Below are 17,765 nucleotides of genomic sequence, written 5' to 3' on the forward strand. Positions count from 1 at the left end.
ATATCAGAGCACACAAAACAAACGTGTCTAATGAAGCATTTAACAACGATTCAAATAGCTAGATTTATTATCAGCTTTAGTTGGCTTTATCATGGGCTGATGCCAAAACTAATTCATATTGCTCCTCTTGAATTAAAAATGACGGCCAGTTTTGGCTTCAATGCTGAAATCTCAACGCTCATCACCCGAGCAGCTGGCATAGGTGAAATTATATTTGCCGTGCTGTTCTTTATTTTTTATAGTTCAATCTTTATCAATATTCTCAATATCGCCGCTTTAGTTGGGCTAGCGCTGTTTGTTGCCGTTTTACAACCCGCACTTTTAATCGAAGCGTTTAATCCTGTGACCACAAATCTTGCCATGATCGCCTTTAGCCTTGTGCTCATTAAAGAGCAAAAAGCTTTAAACAAAAACACTAGACCGAGTAACAACGCTTAATTTCATCAATCATGGCATTTGCTAAAGGCGAGCTGGCATTTGTTTTTGAGGTGATCAATACCACAGGAATATCGTAGTGATATTTACTCGGTTGAATAGCTTTGAAAATACCTTTATCGACCCAGAACTGTGCGTAGTGGTCGGGTAAATAACCAATAAACTCACCTGATAAAATTAAATGTGCAATACCTTCATCGTGATAGGCAACAGCACTGTTTTGATAGTTTAAACCGTCGTTTCGGCTTTCTTTATCACGCATGTAGTTACTGGTAATGACTTCGGCTTCTTTAATGAGCTTATCTATTTGTTTGTCTTCACACTCAAATAATGGGTGACCGACTGCGCAATACAAAAAGTTAGTTTCGTTATGTAGGGCTGTGTAATTAAGTCCGCGAATATGATGGCGGCTAACACCAATCCCCACCAACGAGCGGCCATTGGCTACTGCGGTTTCTACCTCTCGTGCCTCGCACACATTAATATCGAACTGAATGTTTTTACCTTTGCCTTTTAATCTTGCTATCGCGCGGGGAATGGCACAACGCGGGTCGCTGACCATGGTATCTATCATGGCAATACTTAAACGTCCCGATAACTCGTTTTTAGAGCTTGCTACGGTATTAGCAAAGGCTTCGCATTGCTGAAGCAGTTCTATCGATGCCTGATAAGTGATGGCGCCAGCGTCTGTAATTTCAAAACCACTGCGGCCACGTTTACATAATTTAATACCAAGCCTTACTTCTAAATCTGATAAATGCGCACTGATGGTGGAGCGGCCAATATTCAAACGTGACTCTGCGGCTGAAAGCCCGCCACACTCAACAATTGCTACAAAAACGCGCAATAAGCGCAGGTCTACGTCATGAACTTGCATAGCTCTTCTTTAAGTTCGATAAATCTGGAATGAATAACGATAATTATGCATTTGTAAAACAACTAGAGCAAGCTAGACTCCACCTAAATAAAACTTAATCCTGTTCTTTAGGAGTTATAAATGACATTTAAGTATGGTGTTGACCAATTAACGTTAGATAGCGTTAATGCTATTGCAGCCGGTACGTTACAGGCAGAGCTTTGCCAAGAAGCAATTGATAAAATTAATAAAAGCCGCCAAAACGTAGACAAAATGGCTGCCTCAGATAAAGCCATTTATGGTATCAATACGGGCTTTGGCCCATTATGTGATACACAAATTTCTCCAGAAGAAACTAACCTTTTACAAAAGAACTTATTGATCACACACGCTGTTGGTGTGGGTGAGCCAATCGCTAAACCTATTTCAAAGCTGATGCTAATCACCAAAGTACATGCATTAAGCCAAGGTTTTTCAGGTATTCGTTTAACCGTTGTTGAGCGTATGCTTAAGTTTATTGAACTTGATATTATCCCTGTTGTACCAGAGCAAGGCTCAGTAGGCGCATCAGGCGACTTAGCACCGTTATCACACTTATTCTTACCTCTTTTAGGTGAAGGTGAGTTTTGGGTAAACGACACAATCAAGCCAGCATCAGAGGTATTAAAAGAGCATGGTTTAGCGCCTTTAGATTTACATGCTAAAGAAGGCCTAGCATTAATTAACGGTACTCAGTTTATTTTATCGCATGCCATTACTGCGCTTACTAAAATGCGTTACTTATTAGACCTTGCAGATATCGCAGGTGCTATGAGCATTGAAGGTATGCAAGGTAGCGAATCACCGTTCCGTGAAGAGTTACACGCAATTCGTGCTTTTAAAGGTAATGTTGAAGTTGCAGCACGTATGCGTAGCTTTTTTGCAGGCTCTGAAAACATGGCTTCACACACTGATTGTGACCGTGTTCAAGACCCTTACTCATTACGTTGTATTCCACAAGTTCATGGTGCATCGCGTAACGCGTACTACCATTTAAAAGAGCTTGCTGAAACAGAAATGAACTCTGTAACAGATAACCCAATTGTGATCAGCGAAGAAGAAGCCATTTCGGGTGGTGGTTTCCACGGCCAACCACTTGCTATGGTATTAGATTACGCATCAATCGCAGCGGCAGAGCTTGGTAACATTGCTGATCGTCGTTGTTACTTACTGCTTGAGGGCTTACATGGCTTACCACGTTTGTTAACGACATCGGGTGGCTTAAACTCTGGCATGATGATCCCGCAATATGTGACTGCGGCATTGGTAACAGAAAATAAATCATTGTGTTTCCCACCATCAGCAGACAGCGTACCAACATCGATGGGCCAAGAAGATCACGTATCTATGGGTAGTATCTCTGGTCGTAAGTTAAACCAGATTTTAGGTAACCTTGATAAAATCTTCGCTATTGAGCTGATGTATGCAGCGCAAGCAATCGAATTTAGACGTCCTAACAAGTGTTCAGACATCATCGAAGAAAACTTTGCGCTCATTCGCAGCAAAGTTGCCAAACTAGAAGAAGACCGCTTACTTAAGCCAGACATTGATGCCATGGTAGAACTTGTTAAATCGCAAGCGTTTAAAGTTAACTAAGGGAGCAAACAATGACTTTTCAAGAACAAATTAAGCAAGGTATCCCGAGTGTATTGCCAGAGCCAAAACCGTATCCAAGTGATGCAAACCGTGCTCCAAAACGTAAAGACATTTTATCGGCTGACGAAAAGCAATTAGCTATTCGTAACGCATTGCGTTATTTCCCTAAAGAATGGCACACCGAATTAGCCGCTGAATTTGCCGCTGAGCTTAAGCAATTTGGCCGTATTTACATGTATCGCTTTAAGCCTAACTATGAACTTAAAGCGCGCTCAATTAGCGATTACCCGGCTAAATGCGAACAAGCTGCCGCGATCATGTTAATGATCGACAATAACCTTGATCCTGCAGTAGCACAGCATCCTGAAGAGCTAATCACTTACGGTGGTAACGGTGCGGTATTCCAAAACTGGGCGCAGTACTTATTAACTATGAAGTACTTAAGCGAAATGGAAGAAGACCAAACGCTACACATGTACTCGGGTCACCCTATGGGGTTATTTCCATCATCAGTTGAAGCACCGCGCGTGGTTGTGACAAACGGTATGATGATCCCGAACTATTCAAAGCCGGATGACTGGGAAAAATTCAATGCACTGGGTGTAACTCAATACGGTCAAATGACTGCGGGTTCATTTATGTACATTGGCCCACAAGGTATTGTTCACGGTACAACCATTACGGTAATGAATGCGTTCCGTAAAGTGCTCGAAAAAGGCGAATCACCAAAAGGTAAGATCTTTTTAACTGCTGGTTTAGGCGGTATGAGTGGTGCTCAGCCTAAAGCGGGTAACATTGCTAACTGTATCACCGTATGTGCTGAGGTTAACCCTAAGGCGGCTATTAAGCGTCATCAACAAGGTTGGGTTGATGAGCTAATTGATAACATGCCAGAGCTTGTTGAGCGTGTACGTACGGCACAGCAAAATGAAGAAGTGGTTTCAATTGCCTTTATCGGTAACGTGGTTGATGTATGGGAAAGCTTCTTAGCAGAAGATATTTTCATTCACTTAGGTTCAGACCAAACTTCACTTCATAACCCTTGGTCAGGCGGTTACTACCCGGTTGATATCAGCTATGAAGAGTCAAATCGTTTAATTCGTGAAGAGCCAGAAGTATTTAAAGAAAAAGTACAAGCGACGCTTAAACGCCACGCCGATGCTGTTAACAAACACACGGCAAAAGGTACTTACTTCTTTGATTACGGTAATGCGTTCTTGCTAGAAGCATCACGCGCTGGTGGCGATGTAATGGCTGAAAACGGTATTGATTTTAAATACCCATCGTACGTACAAGATATTCTTGGCCCAATGTGTTTTGACTACGGTTTTGGCCCGTTCCGCTGGGTATGTACATCAGGTAAACCAGAAGATCTTGATAAAACAGATGCGATTGCTGCAGACGTTTTAAATAAAATCATGGCAGACTCGCCTGAAGAGATCCAACAGCAAATGCAAGACAACATCACGTGGATCAAAGATGCGAAGCAGAACAAGCTCGTAGTTGGTTCGCAAGCTCGTATTCTTTATGCAGACGCGCAAGGCCGCGCTGAAATCGCTAAAGCCTTTAATGATGCTATTAATCGTGGCGAAATTGGTCCGGTTGTTCTTGGGCGTGACCACCATGACGTAAGTGGTACTGATTCACCTTTCCGTGAAACATCAAACATTTATGATGGTAGCCGCTTCACAGCAGATATGGCGATTCACAATGTAATTGGTGATGGTTTCCGCGGTGCTACTTGGGTATCTATCCACAATGGTGGCGGTGTTGGCTGGGGCGAAGTGATCAACGGCGGTTTTGGTATGCTACTCGATGGTAGTGAAGCTGCCGAGCGTCGTTTGAAATCTATGCTCTTATTTGATGTAAACAACGGTATTGCTCGTCGTAGTTGGGCGCGTAACGAAGAAGCTAATTTTGCGATTAAACGTGAAATGGCTCGTACCCCTAAACTTAAAGTGACCTTGTCTAATAACGTTGATGATGACGTTTTATCAAACTTAGATTTCTAAGTTGTGTCAATGCAAAAAGGCCATGTTGTAAGCGCAACATGGCCTTTTTTATTGCCAAAAAATATTAAATAGCGCATCGTTTGGGAGGCGTTTTTACGCCGAACATCTAAGGTTCACGGCTGAAGCCGTTCCTACGTGAAAATTTCCACGGTTTTTGTCGCCATAAATGACGACCTACATGGGCACCAGTGTAGGCGTGAAACTTGTTTCGCGCGTTTGTATTTAAAAAGTAGCAGTATAAAGCTACTGCTACTTAAGGTGCATGGCCTCAAAGATCATTGACTCGCAACTTTAATCATCTTTCTTAGCTTTTTTCGCGAGAATTTCGACTTCGGCTTTTTCGGTTACACCTGCCATACTCAGGGCTGTGCTGCCTACCGATTCATATTCAAGTTTGATTTTATCGAGTTTGGCGTCGTTTTTGTCTGGTAAACTTAAGCTACGTGATGACATTCCTTTGGTTAAAACACCAAGGTTATCAAACACCTTTTCTTCACCGGTATTCATAATAACTTTAATTTTCTTAAGATTCACTGTGCCATGAGTACATTTAATTTTAATATGGCTGTAACGACTGCTAGTGATTGGGTTAACAGTATCGGTTTCGCTTTTGTAGCTTACCTTTTTCTCGGCAATCGATTTCCATTCGTCATCACTCGCTAGGCTTTGCATGCTTGTTAAAGCAAGAAATGTCGTTAAGGTAATTAGTTTGATTAATTTCATAAGATTCCCTCCAAAGATGTCACTTTAAAATTTATAGCATATAAACAGCTTCGTTTCCTATGAGAAGTTAAATCACAGAACTAATTTCATGTTTTAGTCGTATTAAGTAGTAGGTAATTAATTCACCAACCATTATCAGCATGCTATGCTAGTTAAGTGTCTATAAGTTTATGGATTTTCAATGAGATATTACTTTTGTTTAGTGTTTTTTTTGTTTTCAACATCGTCTTATGCAAGTGCTTTGCTTGATGTAAAGCCAAGCAATAAAACGCAGTTTTTGGCTTTGATAAAAGATAAACAAGGCAATTATAAAGTAAAAGAGGGTAGCGATGCGGTTTGCCAAAACGCATCCTTTGCATTGATAAAAGAACCTACGCAAGGCTTTAGCTTAGGGACGTTAATCGACTTTAGTGACTTACATAACGGAACCCAGGTGAAGAAGATCCCTAACTACTGTGTTGTCAGTTCGAAGTTAAAATACTTTGTAAATGGCATTGTTAGAACTAAGCGCTATTTTCGCTGTGATAATGAAGGCGACAACGGTTCAACAACAGAAGATCTGCGTTTTAAAGATAATGACAATATCACTTACACGCTGAGTAAACCTGACGTGTCTTGTGTGTTTGAAAAACAATAATCGTTTGCCTTAAGCAATATTAAGCCTATGATGGCTTTATTTTTAAACTGATAATTCTATGACTAGCCAATTTATTCAAGCATTTTTAGTGCTTGCTGCTTTTTACATAGCAAGCCTTATTATTGACCGTGCTATTAAACAGTTTCAACGTCGCTTTGATTCAACCGCTCTTGAAACTTTCCGGCTGATTTCTAACTCGCAGCGCGCTATTTTATTATTCATTGGTATTGTGCTGGCGCTATCGAAACTGGGTTTTGACGTAGCCGCGTTAGTTGCTGGCTTAGGCCTAACAGGCTTTGCTTTGGGTTTTGCGTTGAAGGATGCTATTTCAAACCTAGTCGCAGGTGTCATGATTGTGCTTTATAAACCCATTAAGCTTGGTAATTACATTGAAGTGAGTAATTCAAAGGGCACAGTGATTGACCTTAATTTGCGCTATATCACAATTAAAGGCGAGGGAGCGGTGCATTTAATTCCTAATTCTTTGATTTTAAGTAATAAAGTGTCAATCATTGATCGCGAAGACGATTAATCACAAATTTTAGCCATAAAAAAAGCAGCCTAGGCTGCTTTTTTAAGTTTTAGCAAGTTACATTTGAGATTGCAGGTAATTCTCAAGCCCTGCGGTTTTGATTAACTGCTGCTGTGTTTCAAGCCAATCAATCTGTTCTTCTTGCTCATTTAAGATGTTATCTAGCGCTTCACGGCTGATGTAATCTTTTTTCTCTTCAGCAAGTTTAATTGCCGCTTTCAGATCAGGTAATGAATCAAGTTCAAAGCTCATATTCGCTTCGATCATTTCTTCAGAGTTTTCACCTATACGTAGGCGGCCTAAATCTTGTAAGTTTGGTAAACCTTCTAAAAACAAAATACGCTCAATTAAACGGTCGGCGTTTTTCATTTTTTGAATAGATACTTTGTAATCAGCTTTGTCTAGTTTTGAAAAGCCAAAATCTTTAAACATACGAGCGTGTAAAAAGTATTGGTTAATACCTACTAATTCATTCGCTAATACTTTATTAAGTGCAGCAATGACGCTTTTATCACCTTTCATACAATTAGCCTCTATTCGCCCATTTGAGATTGATGGTAGTTTTGGCTACCAATTTTGTCGATTAGACCAAGTTGTTGTTCTAACCAGTAAACATGATCTTCTTCTGTATCAAACAATAGCTTCTCAAGCACTTCACGTGATTGATAGTCTTTTTCTTGTTCACAGATGGCAATGGCTTCTTTAACACAGTCAACCACTTCTAGCTCAAGTGTAAGGTCATTTTGCATCATGCTCTTTACGTCTGAGCCAATTAATAGGTCACGACGCTTAGTCATGTTTGGTACGCCTTCTAAAAACAGAATACGTTTGATCAACCAATCAGCGTGATCTTTTTCTTCTTCCATTTCGTGGTTAAGGCGCTCATACAGCTTATTTAGGCCCCAATCGTCATACATACGAGAATGAATAAAGTATTGATCTATAGCAGCTAATTCGTTTGCGAGTAGTTTGTTAAAACTATCTATGACTTTTTGGTTACCTTTCATAATGCTGTCCTCAAATTCCAAGTTGCGGTAATTGTAGTATATAAAAACAAGATTGCAAACTTTTTCCTTTGTAAATCAGTTGTTTACTATTGATTGTGATTCTCGTTTAAGTTTGCGTTAATGGTTGATAAATGAACAGTTTATCGTTTCTATTTTTAAATGAAAAAAGCCCTTACTAAGAAGGGCTTGTTGTTCTAAACAAAGTTTAATTTAGAAACTATAGGTTGCACCAAGTGTCACAGTGGTACCTAAACCTTTAATGTTATAGCCACCGTAGGTGTATGACTGGGCACGGGCAGGGTAGTAATCATTGTTAAATAGATTTTCTACACCCATAAACGCTTGCCAGTTATCGCTAAAGTTATAACGGCCGCTTAGGTTAAATAGGTTGTAGCTGCTAATTGGCCCTTGGTCGCCAACATAGTCGCCGTCTGCATTTGGTTCAAAGCGTTTGCGTGAACCCACATATAAATAACTCACCGTCAGTGATAATTCATCATTAGGCTGCCAGTTTAAGTTAGCAGTGCCTTTTGGTGGGCTTATTTGGCGCGAACCTAAGTAAATGTCGTCTTCGGTGTTTTTACCTTCAACATAGCTGTAAGTTGCAACCAGTTTTAGAGTTGGATTAATTTTATAATCAACCAGTGTTTCGTAGCCCCAAATCTCTTGCGGTGCACGTACTGGCTCATACACACCGGTTACTTCATTAAAGCTGTTTGTGGTGCCAAACTCTGATGTACTGCGATAGGCTGCAAATTCAAAACGTAAGTCATCAAACTGTGAGGTAAAACCAATTTCATAGTTATCGATGATTGATGCTTCTGTTTGAATTAAGCCAATATCATTTACCGTTGCTGCACGTAATAGGCGGCCAATATCTGAGATATCAGAGCCTTGTGAATAATTGGCAAACGGGCTGAAGGCCTCAAGTAAATTGTATTTCACACCTACATTATAAGTGATTGCATCATAATCTATGGTGTCACCCTTTACACTAAGCGGCACTGAGCACTGTGTTTCTGAGCGGCAAAGCTTTAAGGTTTCATAGTCATCAACGGTTAAATCAATGCTCTCTTGGCGCACACCCGCTTTAATAACTAAATCATTATTGATAACCCATTTTGTTTGTAAAAAGCCAGCAAGGCTTTCCATATCCATTTCTGGTACCCAAACACGGCCATCTACAAGTGGCTGAGACGTCACATCATTCAGTGCATCTAGGCCATAAATGAAGGTAGCTTCAACATTGTCAAAATCAACAAGGGTATTAAAGGTAGCGCGCGCCCCTTTCTTTTCAGAGCGAATAATTGATTGGCCGCCTTCGTAGCCTTCGTCTGGGTTAGCTAGGTTGGTAGAAAAGAAAAACACGTTCTCGATGTCTTGCATGTAAAGATCGAGCGTCATTTGGGTATTAGTAAACAGGGCATAGTCTGTGTATTTTAAGGTAATGTTTTCGTTACCATCTGGGCCTTGTGGTTTACCTTTCTTTTGCAGCTCTTTAGGTACATGAATGGCATAGGTTTTTTCGCCATCGTTTAGGTTACCAACTACGTCACCTAAATCGGTTTTTTGTTGAGAGCTAAAGTAGTTATAGCTAAATTGCAGTTGCTTCTCATCGTCAAAATCATAACCTAGTTTAGTGAAGTAGTTTTCGGTTACTGCATCAGATAAACCATACTGTAAGCCAAGAATATCGCCTTCTGCATCACGTTGAACACCATTTTCTTCGTAACTTGCGGTAAATAAGTAGCTAACTTTATCAGCTCTGCCGTTAATCGCTGCAGAGACACGGGCACCAGCGCTTTCTTCAAGTTTTACTGCACTAAAGCGTGAAGATAGGCTAATTTCACCTTCAGGCTGACCATCACTTGTTGCTTGTTTTGTGATGTAGTTAATAATACCGCCCGATGCACCATTACCATAAACAGAGGTAGCCCCTTTGATCACTTCAATACGTGCAATGGCACTTGGGTCGAGTGTTTTGACCCCTAACGAACCGTTTCTGAGTGGTGTAGATTGTGGCACACCATCAATCATCACAAGTGGTGCACGGCCACGTAAACTCTGACCTGTATTACTCGAACTACCTGTATCAGGTGCAAGACCAGGTACCATTTGCGCAAGTAAGCTTTGTAGTTCTGGATTAACTTTTAAATGCTCTTCAATTTGCTTTTGGCTAATAATCGTGACAGAAGCGGGTACTTCATCAATGCTTTCAAATACACGGCTGCCCGATACAACAACGTGTTCCATTTCTTCTGCGGTAAGTTTTTTATTGATGGCATCATCAGCAAATGATTGGCCGCTAATTGCAAGAGCGACCAGAGTAAGTGAGGTTTTTAACATGCTTGTCCTTGTTAAATCAGTATTTATTATGTGATTGTGCGGCAGTCTAAATGTAAAGAAGTGTAAAGGCAAGGCTAATGATAATTGTTTGCAATAATTAGCTGTATTGTTTTGTACCTACTTTTTTAAATTAGTTATTTAGCAAATAGCTATTAGGTTTAGCAGGACTGTAGCTGTGTTTTTATACTAATCCGCTTAATTAAGTAGTCTATTTTGAGGCAATAAAACCTCGTTGATAACAAGGCAAAAATTTCGTTATTTAGTTGTTCTAAATGAGAAATTTTTAACGCAGTTAGCGACAGGTTTAATCCCTCAAAATGATTAAGTATTATTGCGGGTTGGTATTAGCTGGCGCTAGCTTAAAAAGCGTTTTAAGTCGTCAGGTATAGGCATTGGTTTGAAAGGGCTAACATTAGTGCCGCCAGTGTTACCGAGTGGTACCCAAATACGCGAAAATACAATTGAAGCAGCCATACGAACAAACTGACCAATTATTTCCTTGGTATTATGGGTTTTAAAACCAATTTTACACATCCACCAATGTGAGTAAGTGTGCGGAATAATATAGCTTTGACCGAGAATATGAGCCCGCTCTAAGTGATAAAAAGCGGTTGTGTAATCTGCTTTCTTATAACTCGTTTTAGCCAATATCATTTCGGTGTTAAAGGCATTTTTGAGCTCATTATTCATGGCGAATGGTATGTTTAGTAATGGTTGTTTATTTGTAATGCCGTTTGTACCAAAAGTAAACACCTGAAATCGTGAAAAACAACGGTGATAAAGCAAATAGTAACCACAGTAATTGCACGATAGAGCCTGCAAAATCACCAATATGAAACTTATATTTAAAATTCCATGTTTGCGTGGTCCATGAGCTTTGGCTGGCATCATAGCTTGCAACAATATCTGCTGAATATGGGTTCGCCCATACCCAACTATAAGCATGGCTTTCACCCGGGTTCTCTATTCTAAAACCTATGTTATCAGTTGGTTTTTTCGGTAAATAAATTCTAAACAACTTACCCTCAGGAAATACAGTTTGTGCGTTATCAAACGCTTTTTGCACTTGAAATGGCGTAGCATCTAAAGGGGGAATAACGGCTGGTGGTTTTGGTCTATCTTCAACTGTACCTTGCATCACAAATTCTAATACGGCTTTGGTTTGTGGCTTCCAGTTAAACGCCATACCTGTGTAAGCAATTAAAATGAGTGGAATTAAAAAATACACACCCAGAACGGTATGTAGCTGATACATTAACACTCTGAATTTTGCTTTACGCTTAATAGCCAAACGTTTAATACGATTTTTTGGCTTAACCCAAATATAAAAACCGAGCAGAATCTCAAAAATGAGTATTAGAGCACATACCGAAACCCAATTTCTTAGCGGGCGGTTCTTATCGGCATCTTCATAAAGCAACCAGCGGTGCAAAGCCATGGTAAAACCATAAATCGTGCTGTAGTAATCGTACTCATGTAGAACTTGACCATTGTATGGGTTAACACTGACATAGCGGTTATTAGCTAACTGTAATTGCCAGGCAAGATCACTGCGCTGCTCAGGCATTAACAGGGTAACCGGTTGTTTAGTTGAAGCTGAAACATGTTTTATGAGGCTATCAAAATCAAGTGCTGAAGCCGCTGGTGTTACAGTCCATTTATCGCTTTGAGTAAGGTATTGAATGTCTTTTGCGTAAATAAGCAACGCACCGGTCAAACTTAAACAAATCAAAAATAAACCGCTTACTAAGGCAAGCAATAAATGCGTACGACGTAACCACAACTTCAACAAGGTTTGTTCCTTCAGTTTGCTGTTAATACAAAACTGAATAGTAAATGATAACGCGTAACATTTACACTAAAACTTGTTCAATGGTGCAGCTTTCAATTGCAAAGTTATCATGCAAAAAGTGACGTATTTCATCGTTATTGATGTTGTGCTTGGCACTAAACTTTAGCTCGCAATGAACGTGATGATCGTCTATTTGCCACGTTTTGAGATAATCAATATTAGTAATTGCAAATTGGGTTTTGAGCTCAGTAATAGCTGCTGTTAAAGCAAAATTATCAGGGGCTGCCTGCATCAATATTTTACTGCTCGCTATTAACAGCAAAACACCATGGTAAATGACATACAAAGAAATCAGCATAGTGGCAATTAAATCAACAATATACCATTGATAAAGAATAATTAAGGTACCTGCTATGATCACCACCACTGAAGCTAATGCATCAGACACATTATGTATAAACGCAGCACGAATATTCATGCTGTCTTTAGCACCTGCTTTGTAAGTTAAAAGAGCGGTGACAAGATCAACAACCAGTGCAAACCCTGCAACCCAGATGATGATCCAGCCATCAATGGGCTCAGGATTTAAATAGTTGGAGATCGCTTCAATAATTAGGTAACCACCAATCACAATTAAACTTAAACTATTAAATAAGGTTGCTAAAATTTCAGCGCGTTTATAACCGTATTGATAACGATCATTGGCAGGTTTGGCACCAATTTTTCGGGCGATTAAGGCAATGAATAACGACGAGGCATCACTTAAATTATGCAGTGCATCAGCAATTAACGATAAACTGCCAGAAACAAGGCCGCCAATCACCTGAGCGACAGTTAATAACACATTGATTGCAACTGCCAGCATGAGTTGGCGGGTGCTTTGGTTATTTGTATCGTGATGATGGTGGTGGTGTCCGTGTCCCATAAAAATACCGAGTTATTGATTTGCTTTATTTTTATACCATGCGTGCCGTGGTATTGAAATGTTTGTAATGCATTGTTCGTGTACAGATTATAATTTACTGTTCAAATGCCGGTGGATTTGTTAATTTAGCGCCGTTGTACCAATTTTTAGTTCTAATTTTTAGGCTCAATGTGAAAGCTGCATTTATTATTTTGATTAGCGTATTATTGCTCCAGCCACTGCTGGATAGCTTTGATGTGGCCGATCATAATGCTGCGTTTAATCACACCTCGGTACTGTTATCAGAAGAAATTGACCTTGAAGCCCATTGCGCAGCCAATGGCGATCACCAGTTACATCAATCAGAGCATGCCGAGCTTAGCAAACAGTTGTCTGACTCAGCCGAGAAAGGCCATTGTCATGTTTGTCACAGCCCTGCGTTTGTCGATTCGCTGCAATTGTCTGAACCTACTGATGTTTATTTCGCTAAAATTGAATCACTTGATTTCAATTTCAAATCGGCTGACTTAGCACCGCTACATCGCCCACCTATTTTAGCTCTTACTTAATCAAAAACCCTTTTTTAGATTTTTTGGGCTTAGCCCATTTTAAGTAAGAGACACTCTATGTATTTAAGAAATTTTATGCGTTATGCATTGCTGTGCGTATGCTATATGACTGTGACAAATATTTATGCGACAGAACAAGCGCATAACCACCAAGAAAATGAGCAAGCTGAGCATGCTAATGAAGTCAGTTTAACTGAGCAGCAACAGCAACTCGCTAATATCAAAGTAGAACGCCTTGTACTGAAAAAACACAAGCAAACCTTGTATGCACCGGGCGAAATTAAAGCCAATGGCTACGCCAGTTATGTGGTGTCACCACGTGTTGATTCTATCGTTGTAAAACGCCATGCCTTATTAGGGCAACATGTAAATAAAGGAGACTCTTTAGTCACTTTATTTAGTGGCGAAGTGGCTAGCCAGCAAACAGAATTTAGATTAGCAGAAGCCGAGTGGCAACGCGTTACTAAAATGACCGCAGGCACAGTCAGCGAAAAACAAATCTTAACTGCCAAAGCCGAGTATGAAGTGGCTTATAGCAGATTAGTTGCCTTTGGTTTATCAAAACAAGCTATTGTACAAACACTCACCATAAGCCCAGAAAAACTCGGTGAATACACCTTGTTTGCACAAACATCTGGGGCTGTTTTAACCGATAACTTTGCCCAAGGTCAGCGAGTAGATTCGGGGATTGAGCTGATGCTAATAGCCGATGAATCTGCGCTTTGGGTTGCTGCTCAGCTTTCAGCTAATCAAGACCGTACTATCAGTAATGGCTCTACGGCGCTGTTAGAAGTTAACGGCAATCGCTATCAAGCAAGGGTTATTCAAGAAGCACATACCATTGATGAACAAACACGTTCACGAACTGTTAGGCTCGAGGTAAAAAACACCCAGCATAGTTTGCACCCAGGCATGTTTGCGGATGTGTATTTTCATTTTGAAACAGACCAAGAGGTACTTGCCGTACCTGAAAACGCATTAACACGCAGTGCAGATGGTGACTGGCAGTTATTTGTCGTTGATGACGATGGTGGCTTTGCTGCCCATGAAGTAACCCTTGGCAGACGTTTTGGTGATTATCGCGAAGTGTTAGGTATCAAAGCCGGGCTTGAAGTTGTCACCCAAGGTGCTTTTTTTATTGCATCACAGCTAGCTAAAGGCGGATTTGATCCGCATAACCACTAGAGGTGATATATGTTTAATTTATTAATAGAGGCGGTGATAAAGAACCGTTTACTGGTTGTATTGGCCTTGCTTGCAGCGATTGCAGTGAGTGCATTTATGATCCCAAAACTTAATTTAGACGCCTTTCCTGATGTGACGAATGTGCAAGTTGCAGTGAATACCGAAGCGCCAGGGCTTGCGGCTGAAGAAGTTGAGCAGCTGATCACATACCCGATAGAAGCGGTTATGTATGCGCTGCCCGATGTAGAGCAGGTACGCTCTATTTCTAAAACAGGGTTATCGGGCGTCACTGTGGTGTTTAAAGAAGGTGTCGATATTTACTTTGCTAGGCAACTGGTTTTTGAACGTTTGCAGTCTGCTAAAGAATTGATCCCAGATGGTGTGGGTATGCCAACCATGGGCCCTAATACATCAGGACTTGGACAAGTCTATCAGTATTTACTTGAAGCAAAGCCAGATGCCAACATAGATAGCATGGCATTGCGTAGTTTGAATGATTGGGTGGTTAAATTACTTATATTACCTATTGATGGTGTGACCGATATTCTGTCATTTGGCGGTGAGGTAAAGCAGTATCAAGTGAACATAAACCCCAATAAGCTCCTTGCTTATGACTTAACACAGCAAGATGTTAGTAACGCACTAGATGCTAACAACAGTAATGTGGGTGGCTGGTATATGAACCGTGGTCAAGAGCAGCTTGTTATTCGTGGTACAGGTTGGTTTACCCCAGGCGAAAAAGGGCTTGCTGAGATTGCACAAACACCTATCAAAACCATTGATGGGACGGTTGTTCAAGTGGCTGATGTTGCGAATGTTGAGCTTGGTAGTGAAATTCGCCAAGGCGCTGTCACCTTATCTAAACGCAATGAACAAGGCGAAATAGTCAATCGTGGTGAAGTAGTGACTGGTATCGTGCTGAAAAGAATGGGCGCTAATACCAAGCAAACGATTGATGGCATTAACGCGCGTATCGAGATGATAAATCAAGCACTGCCAAAAGGGGTTGAATTTAAAGCCATTTACGACCAAGCAGAGCTTATAAGCCAAGCGGTACAAACGGTTATTGACGCACTGCTTTTAGCTTTTGTATTTATTATCATTGTATTAGCGCTATTTTTGTTGGATTTAAGGGCAACATTTTTGGTGTTGTTGTCGATCCCTATCTCGATTGGCTTAGCACTGAGTGTAATGGCATGGCTTGGCTTGTCGGCAAACTTAATGTCGTTAGGTGGGATTGCTGTTGCAATCGGTATGCTGGTAGATGGCTCTGTTGTGATGGTTGAGAATGTATTTAGGCACTTAGGGCTTAAACATAATCAACATAAGCCTTCTTCGCAGCTGGTGGCTATTGCTGCAAAAGAAGTCGCACGGCCTATCTTTTTTGCCTCTTTGATCATACTAACGGTATTTTTACCGCTGTTTAGCTTTGAAGGCGTTGAGGCGAAGTTATTTCAGCCAATGGCTGTAAGTATTATGCTTGCGATTATTAGTGCTGTGATCGTTGCCTTGGTGGTGGTGCCAGCTCTGTGTGTGTACTTATTTGCCAAGGGCGTGACAGTAAAGCAAAGTATTCTGTTAAAACCTATCGATATGCTTTATCAACGGGCTTTACAAAAAGCATTGCAGGCTAAACGCAGCGTTTTAGCGATAGCAGGGTTATTACTAATTGTAGCGGCCGTTATGCTTCCAAGGTTGGGTACTGAATTTGTGCCAGAGCTTGAAGAAGGCACTATTAACCTTCGTGTGACACTTGCTCCATCTGCAAGTCTCGAAACGGCAATCTTAGTTGCACCAAAGCTTGAAGCCATGTTGCTTGAATTTAGTGAGGTGGAATATGCGCTGAGCCGGATCGGTCGGGCAGAAGTAGGGGGCGATCCTGAACCGGTTAATAACATTGAAATCTATTTAGGCTTAACACCTCATGAGCAATGGGTAAACGCGAAAACGCGGGTCGAATTACAGCAACTAATGGAAGCCAAGCTTGAGCAGTTCCCAGGGCTTTTGTTTAACTTTTCGCAGCCCATAGCAACCCGAGTCGATGAGCTTTTATCCGGTGTTAAAGCGCAATTGGCCATTAAATTATTCGGCAGTGACCTAGGCGTTTTAACTAAAAAAGGCCAACAAATTGAGCAGCTAGTTCAGCAAATATCTGGTGCAAAAGATGTTGCTATGGAGCAAATAGGCGGTGAAGCGCAGCTGATAGTCAAACCTAACCGTTTGGCATTGTCGCGCTTTGGTTTATCGGTGTCTGATTTGATGGATGTAGTTCAGCACGGTATTGGCGGGCAATCTGCAGGGCAAATCATTAATGCCAATGAGCGCTATGATATTTATGTGCGTATAGCAAAAAGCTTTCGGCAAAACCCGAATGTGATTGCTGATCTTCGACTGCGAACCCCAGCGGGTGCCATTGTTAGGGTGGGGGATGTGGCCGATGTACAAATAGAGTCTGGCGCTCCACAAGTTCGTCGCGATGATGTTCAAAGGCGGGTGGTTATTCAAGCGAATGTGCAGGGGCGAGATATGGGCTCTGTAGTTGCCGATATACGCGCTGCCATAGCCGATAAAATACAGCTACCAAGTGGTTACAGTGTAGCCATTGGTGGGCAGTTCGAAAACCAGCAACGGGCACAGCAGCGGCTGATGATAGTAGTGCCAGTAGCCTTATTACTCATTGCGTTATTGCTGTATTTTGCCTTTAGTAACCTATCGCAAGTGGTACTTATTCTTGTCAATGTTCCTTTGGCTGTGATTGGGGGAGTGATTGCATTGTATGTCTCTGGGCAATACTTGTCTGTACCCAGCTCAGTAGGGTTTATTACACTATTTGGTGTTGCGGTATTGAATGGTGTGGTGATGGTCGAAAGCATTAATCAAAGGGTTAGTGCAGGAGATAGCAAAGATAAAGCAGTATTTGAAGGCGCAGTTTCACGGCTAAGACCCGTACTTATGACCGCGCTTACTTCAATGCTTGGGCTAATTCCAATGCTACTTAGCACAGGAATAGGCGCCGAAATACAAAAGCCCCTTGCCACGGTTATTGTTGGCGGCTTGGTCAGTGCTACCTTTTTAACTTTATTTGTACTTCCGGTACTTTATAAGTCGATGAGTGAATAAAATAAGTCGATG

Annotated in this window: 16 protein-coding genes; 8 read left to right on the plus strand and 8 right to left on the minus strand. The window is 41.1% G+C overall.

Annotated elements, in window-relative coordinates; all coding sequences use genetic code 11:
* Positions 1-30 precede the first annotated feature (30 nt).
* Entirely contained in the window at positions 31-438 is a 408-nt protein-coding gene (locus tag NO991_RS02920) for a DoxX-like family protein (protein ID WP_300362739.1), read from the plus strand.
* On the opposite strand, the gene NO991_RS02925 is transcribed toward NO991_RS02920, so the two are convergent.
* Positions 416-1,312, minus strand: coding sequence for a LysR family transcriptional regulator (locus NO991_RS02925; RefSeq protein ID WP_054552089.1), 897 nt, complete (start codon positions 1,310-1,312; stop codon positions 416-418). The two genes, NO991_RS02920 and NO991_RS02925, sit on opposite strands and share 23 nt — an antisense overlap.
* A 120-nt stretch (positions 1,313-1,432) precedes the next feature.
* On the opposite strand from NO991_RS02925, the gene hutH reads away from it, so the two are divergent.
* Positions 1,433-2,926, plus strand: coding sequence for a histidine ammonia-lyase (gene hutH / locus NO991_RS02930; RefSeq protein ID WP_300362989.1), 1,494 nt, complete (start codon positions 1,433-1,435; stop codon positions 2,924-2,926).
* Positions 2,927-2,937: 11 nt separating this feature from the next.
* Entirely contained in the window at positions 2,938-4,938 is a 2,001-nt protein-coding gene (locus tag NO991_RS02935; protein WP_199529410.1) for a urocanate hydratase, read from the plus strand.
* Between the two features lie 291 nt (positions 4,939-5,229).
* Here the strand turns inward: NO991_RS02935 and NO991_RS02940 are convergent, their stop codons facing one another.
* Positions 5,230-5,661, minus strand: a complete 432-nt coding sequence (locus tag NO991_RS02940; RefSeq protein ID WP_138599963.1) for a hypothetical protein — start codon at positions 5,659-5,661, stop codon at positions 5,230-5,232.
* A 181-nt stretch (positions 5,662-5,842) separates the two neighbouring features.
* Here NO991_RS02940 and NO991_RS02945 point away from each other — a divergent pair, with 181 nt between their 5' ends.
* Positions 5,843-6,298, plus strand: a complete 456-nt coding sequence (locus tag NO991_RS02945) for a hypothetical protein (protein WP_300362898.1) — start codon at positions 5,843-5,845, stop codon at positions 6,296-6,298.
* A gap of 58 nt (positions 6,299-6,356) precedes the next feature.
* Positions 6,357-6,830, plus strand: coding sequence for a mechanosensitive ion channel family protein (locus NO991_RS02950; RefSeq protein ID WP_054552094.1), 474 nt, complete (start codon positions 6,357-6,359; stop codon positions 6,828-6,830).
* A 57-nt stretch (positions 6,831-6,887) separates the two neighbouring features.
* Here the strand turns inward: NO991_RS02950 and bfr (NO991_RS02955) are convergent, their stop codons facing one another.
* The 6 genes from bfr (NO991_RS02955) to NO991_RS02980 all read right to left on the minus strand — a co-directional run bounded on the left by bfr (NO991_RS02955) (position 6,888) and on the right by NO991_RS02980 (position 12,900).
* Positions 6,888-7,352 carry a bacterioferritin gene (gene bfr, locus NO991_RS02955; protein ID WP_054552095.1) on the minus strand — a complete coding sequence of 155 codons (465 nt, stop codon included), beginning with the start codon at positions 7,350-7,352 and terminating at the stop codon, positions 6,888-6,890.
* Positions 7,353-7,363: 11 nt separating this feature from the next.
* On the minus strand, positions 7,364-7,837 hold the full coding sequence (gene bfr / locus NO991_RS02960) for a bacterioferritin (RefSeq protein WP_054552096.1): 474 nt from the start codon (positions 7,835-7,837) through the stop codon (positions 7,364-7,366).
* Between the two features lie 210 nt (positions 7,838-8,047).
* Positions 8,048-10,183, minus strand: coding sequence for a TonB-dependent receptor (locus NO991_RS02965; protein ID WP_371351661.1), 2,136 nt, complete (start codon positions 10,181-10,183; stop codon positions 8,048-8,050).
* 354 nt (positions 10,184-10,537) lie between these two features.
* Positions 10,538-10,873 carry a DUF3703 domain-containing protein gene (locus NO991_RS02970; RefSeq protein WP_166340894.1) on the minus strand — a complete coding sequence of 112 codons (336 nt, stop codon included), beginning with the start codon at positions 10,871-10,873 and terminating at the stop codon, positions 10,538-10,540.
* 28 nt (positions 10,874-10,901) lie between these two features.
* Positions 10,902-11,972, minus strand: coding sequence for a PepSY domain-containing protein (locus tag NO991_RS02975; RefSeq protein ID WP_054552233.1), 1,071 nt, complete (start codon positions 11,970-11,972; stop codon positions 10,902-10,904).
* A 64-nt stretch (positions 11,973-12,036) separates the two neighbouring features.
* A complete protein-coding gene (locus NO991_RS02980) occupies positions 12,037-12,900 on the minus strand; it encodes a cation diffusion facilitator family transporter (RefSeq protein WP_294410434.1) in 864 nt (287 codons plus the stop codon).
* Positions 12,901-13,070: 170 nt separating this feature from the next.
* Between NO991_RS02980 and NO991_RS02985 the strand changes: the two genes are divergently transcribed.
* Genes NO991_RS02985 through NO991_RS02995 form a run of 3 tightly spaced genes read left to right on the plus strand, consistent with a single transcriptional unit; the run spans position 13,071 to position 17,753 of the window.
* On the plus strand, positions 13,071-13,448 hold the full coding sequence (locus NO991_RS02985; protein WP_054552100.1) for a hypothetical protein: 378 nt from the start codon (positions 13,071-13,073) through the stop codon (positions 13,446-13,448).
* 57 nt (positions 13,449-13,505) lie between these two features.
* The gene (locus NO991_RS02990; protein WP_371351662.1) at positions 13,506-14,633 is read left to right on the plus strand and encodes an efflux RND transporter periplasmic adaptor subunit; all 1,128 of its coding nucleotides are present in this window, start codon (positions 13,506-13,508) and stop codon (positions 14,631-14,633) included.
* A gap of 9 nt (positions 14,634-14,642) precedes the next feature.
* Complete coding sequence (locus NO991_RS02995; RefSeq protein ID WP_371351663.1) at positions 14,643-17,753, plus strand: efflux RND transporter permease subunit; 3,111 nt, start codon at positions 14,643-14,645, stop codon at positions 17,751-17,753.
* The last annotated feature ends 12 nt before the right edge of the window (positions 17,754-17,765 follow it).

Source organism: Pseudoalteromonas sp. DY56-GL22 (assembly GCF_041414715.1).
GTDB lineage: Bacteria > Pseudomonadota > Gammaproteobacteria > Enterobacterales > Alteromonadaceae > Pseudoalteromonas > Pseudoalteromonas simplex.

Excerpts from the sequence above, each read along its gene's own strand:
- NO991_RS02920 (WP_300362739.1), top strand. The coding sequence starts at position 31 with ATGAAGCATTTAACAACGATTCAAATAGCTAGATTTATTATCAGCTTT.
- NO991_RS02925 (WP_054552089.1), bottom strand. The coding sequence starts at position 1,312 with ATGCAAGTTCATGACGTAGACCTGCGCTTATTGCGCGTTTTTGTAGCA.
- hutH (WP_300362989.1), top strand. The coding sequence starts at position 1,433 with ATGACATTTAAGTATGGTGTTGACCAATTAACGTTAGATAGCGTTAAT.
- NO991_RS02935 (WP_199529410.1), top strand. The coding sequence starts at position 2,938 with ATGACTTTTCAAGAACAAATTAAGCAAGGTATCCCGAGTGTATTGCCA.
- NO991_RS02940 (WP_138599963.1), bottom strand. The coding sequence starts at position 5,661 with ATGAAATTAATCAAACTAATTACCTTAACGACATTTCTTGCTTTAACA.
- NO991_RS02945 (WP_300362898.1), top strand. The coding sequence starts at position 5,843 with ATGAGATATTACTTTTGTTTAGTGTTTTTTTTGTTTTCAACATCGTCT.
- NO991_RS02950 (WP_054552094.1), top strand. The coding sequence starts at position 6,357 with ATGACTAGCCAATTTATTCAAGCATTTTTAGTGCTTGCTGCTTTTTAC.
- bfr (WP_054552095.1), bottom strand. The coding sequence starts at position 7,352 with ATGAAAGGTGATAAAAGCGTCATTGCTGCACTTAATAAAGTATTAGCG.
- bfr (WP_054552096.1), bottom strand. The coding sequence starts at position 7,837 with ATGAAAGGTAACCAAAAAGTCATAGATAGTTTTAACAAACTACTCGCA.
- NO991_RS02965 (WP_371351661.1), bottom strand. The coding sequence starts at position 10,183 with ATGTTAAAAACCTCACTTACTCTGGTCGCTCTTGCAATTAGCGGCCAA.
- NO991_RS02970 (WP_166340894.1), bottom strand. The coding sequence starts at position 10,873 with ATGAATAATGAGCTCAAAAATGCCTTTAACACCGAAATGATATTGGCT.
- NO991_RS02980 (WP_294410434.1), bottom strand. The coding sequence starts at position 12,900 with ATGGGACACGGACACCACCACCATCATCACGATACAAATAACCAAAGC.
- NO991_RS02990 (WP_371351662.1), top strand. The coding sequence starts at position 13,506 with ATGTATTTAAGAAATTTTATGCGTTATGCATTGCTGTGCGTATGCTAT.
- NO991_RS02995 (WP_371351663.1), top strand. The coding sequence starts at position 14,643 with ATGTTTAATTTATTAATAGAGGCGGTGATAAAGAACCGTTTACTGGTT.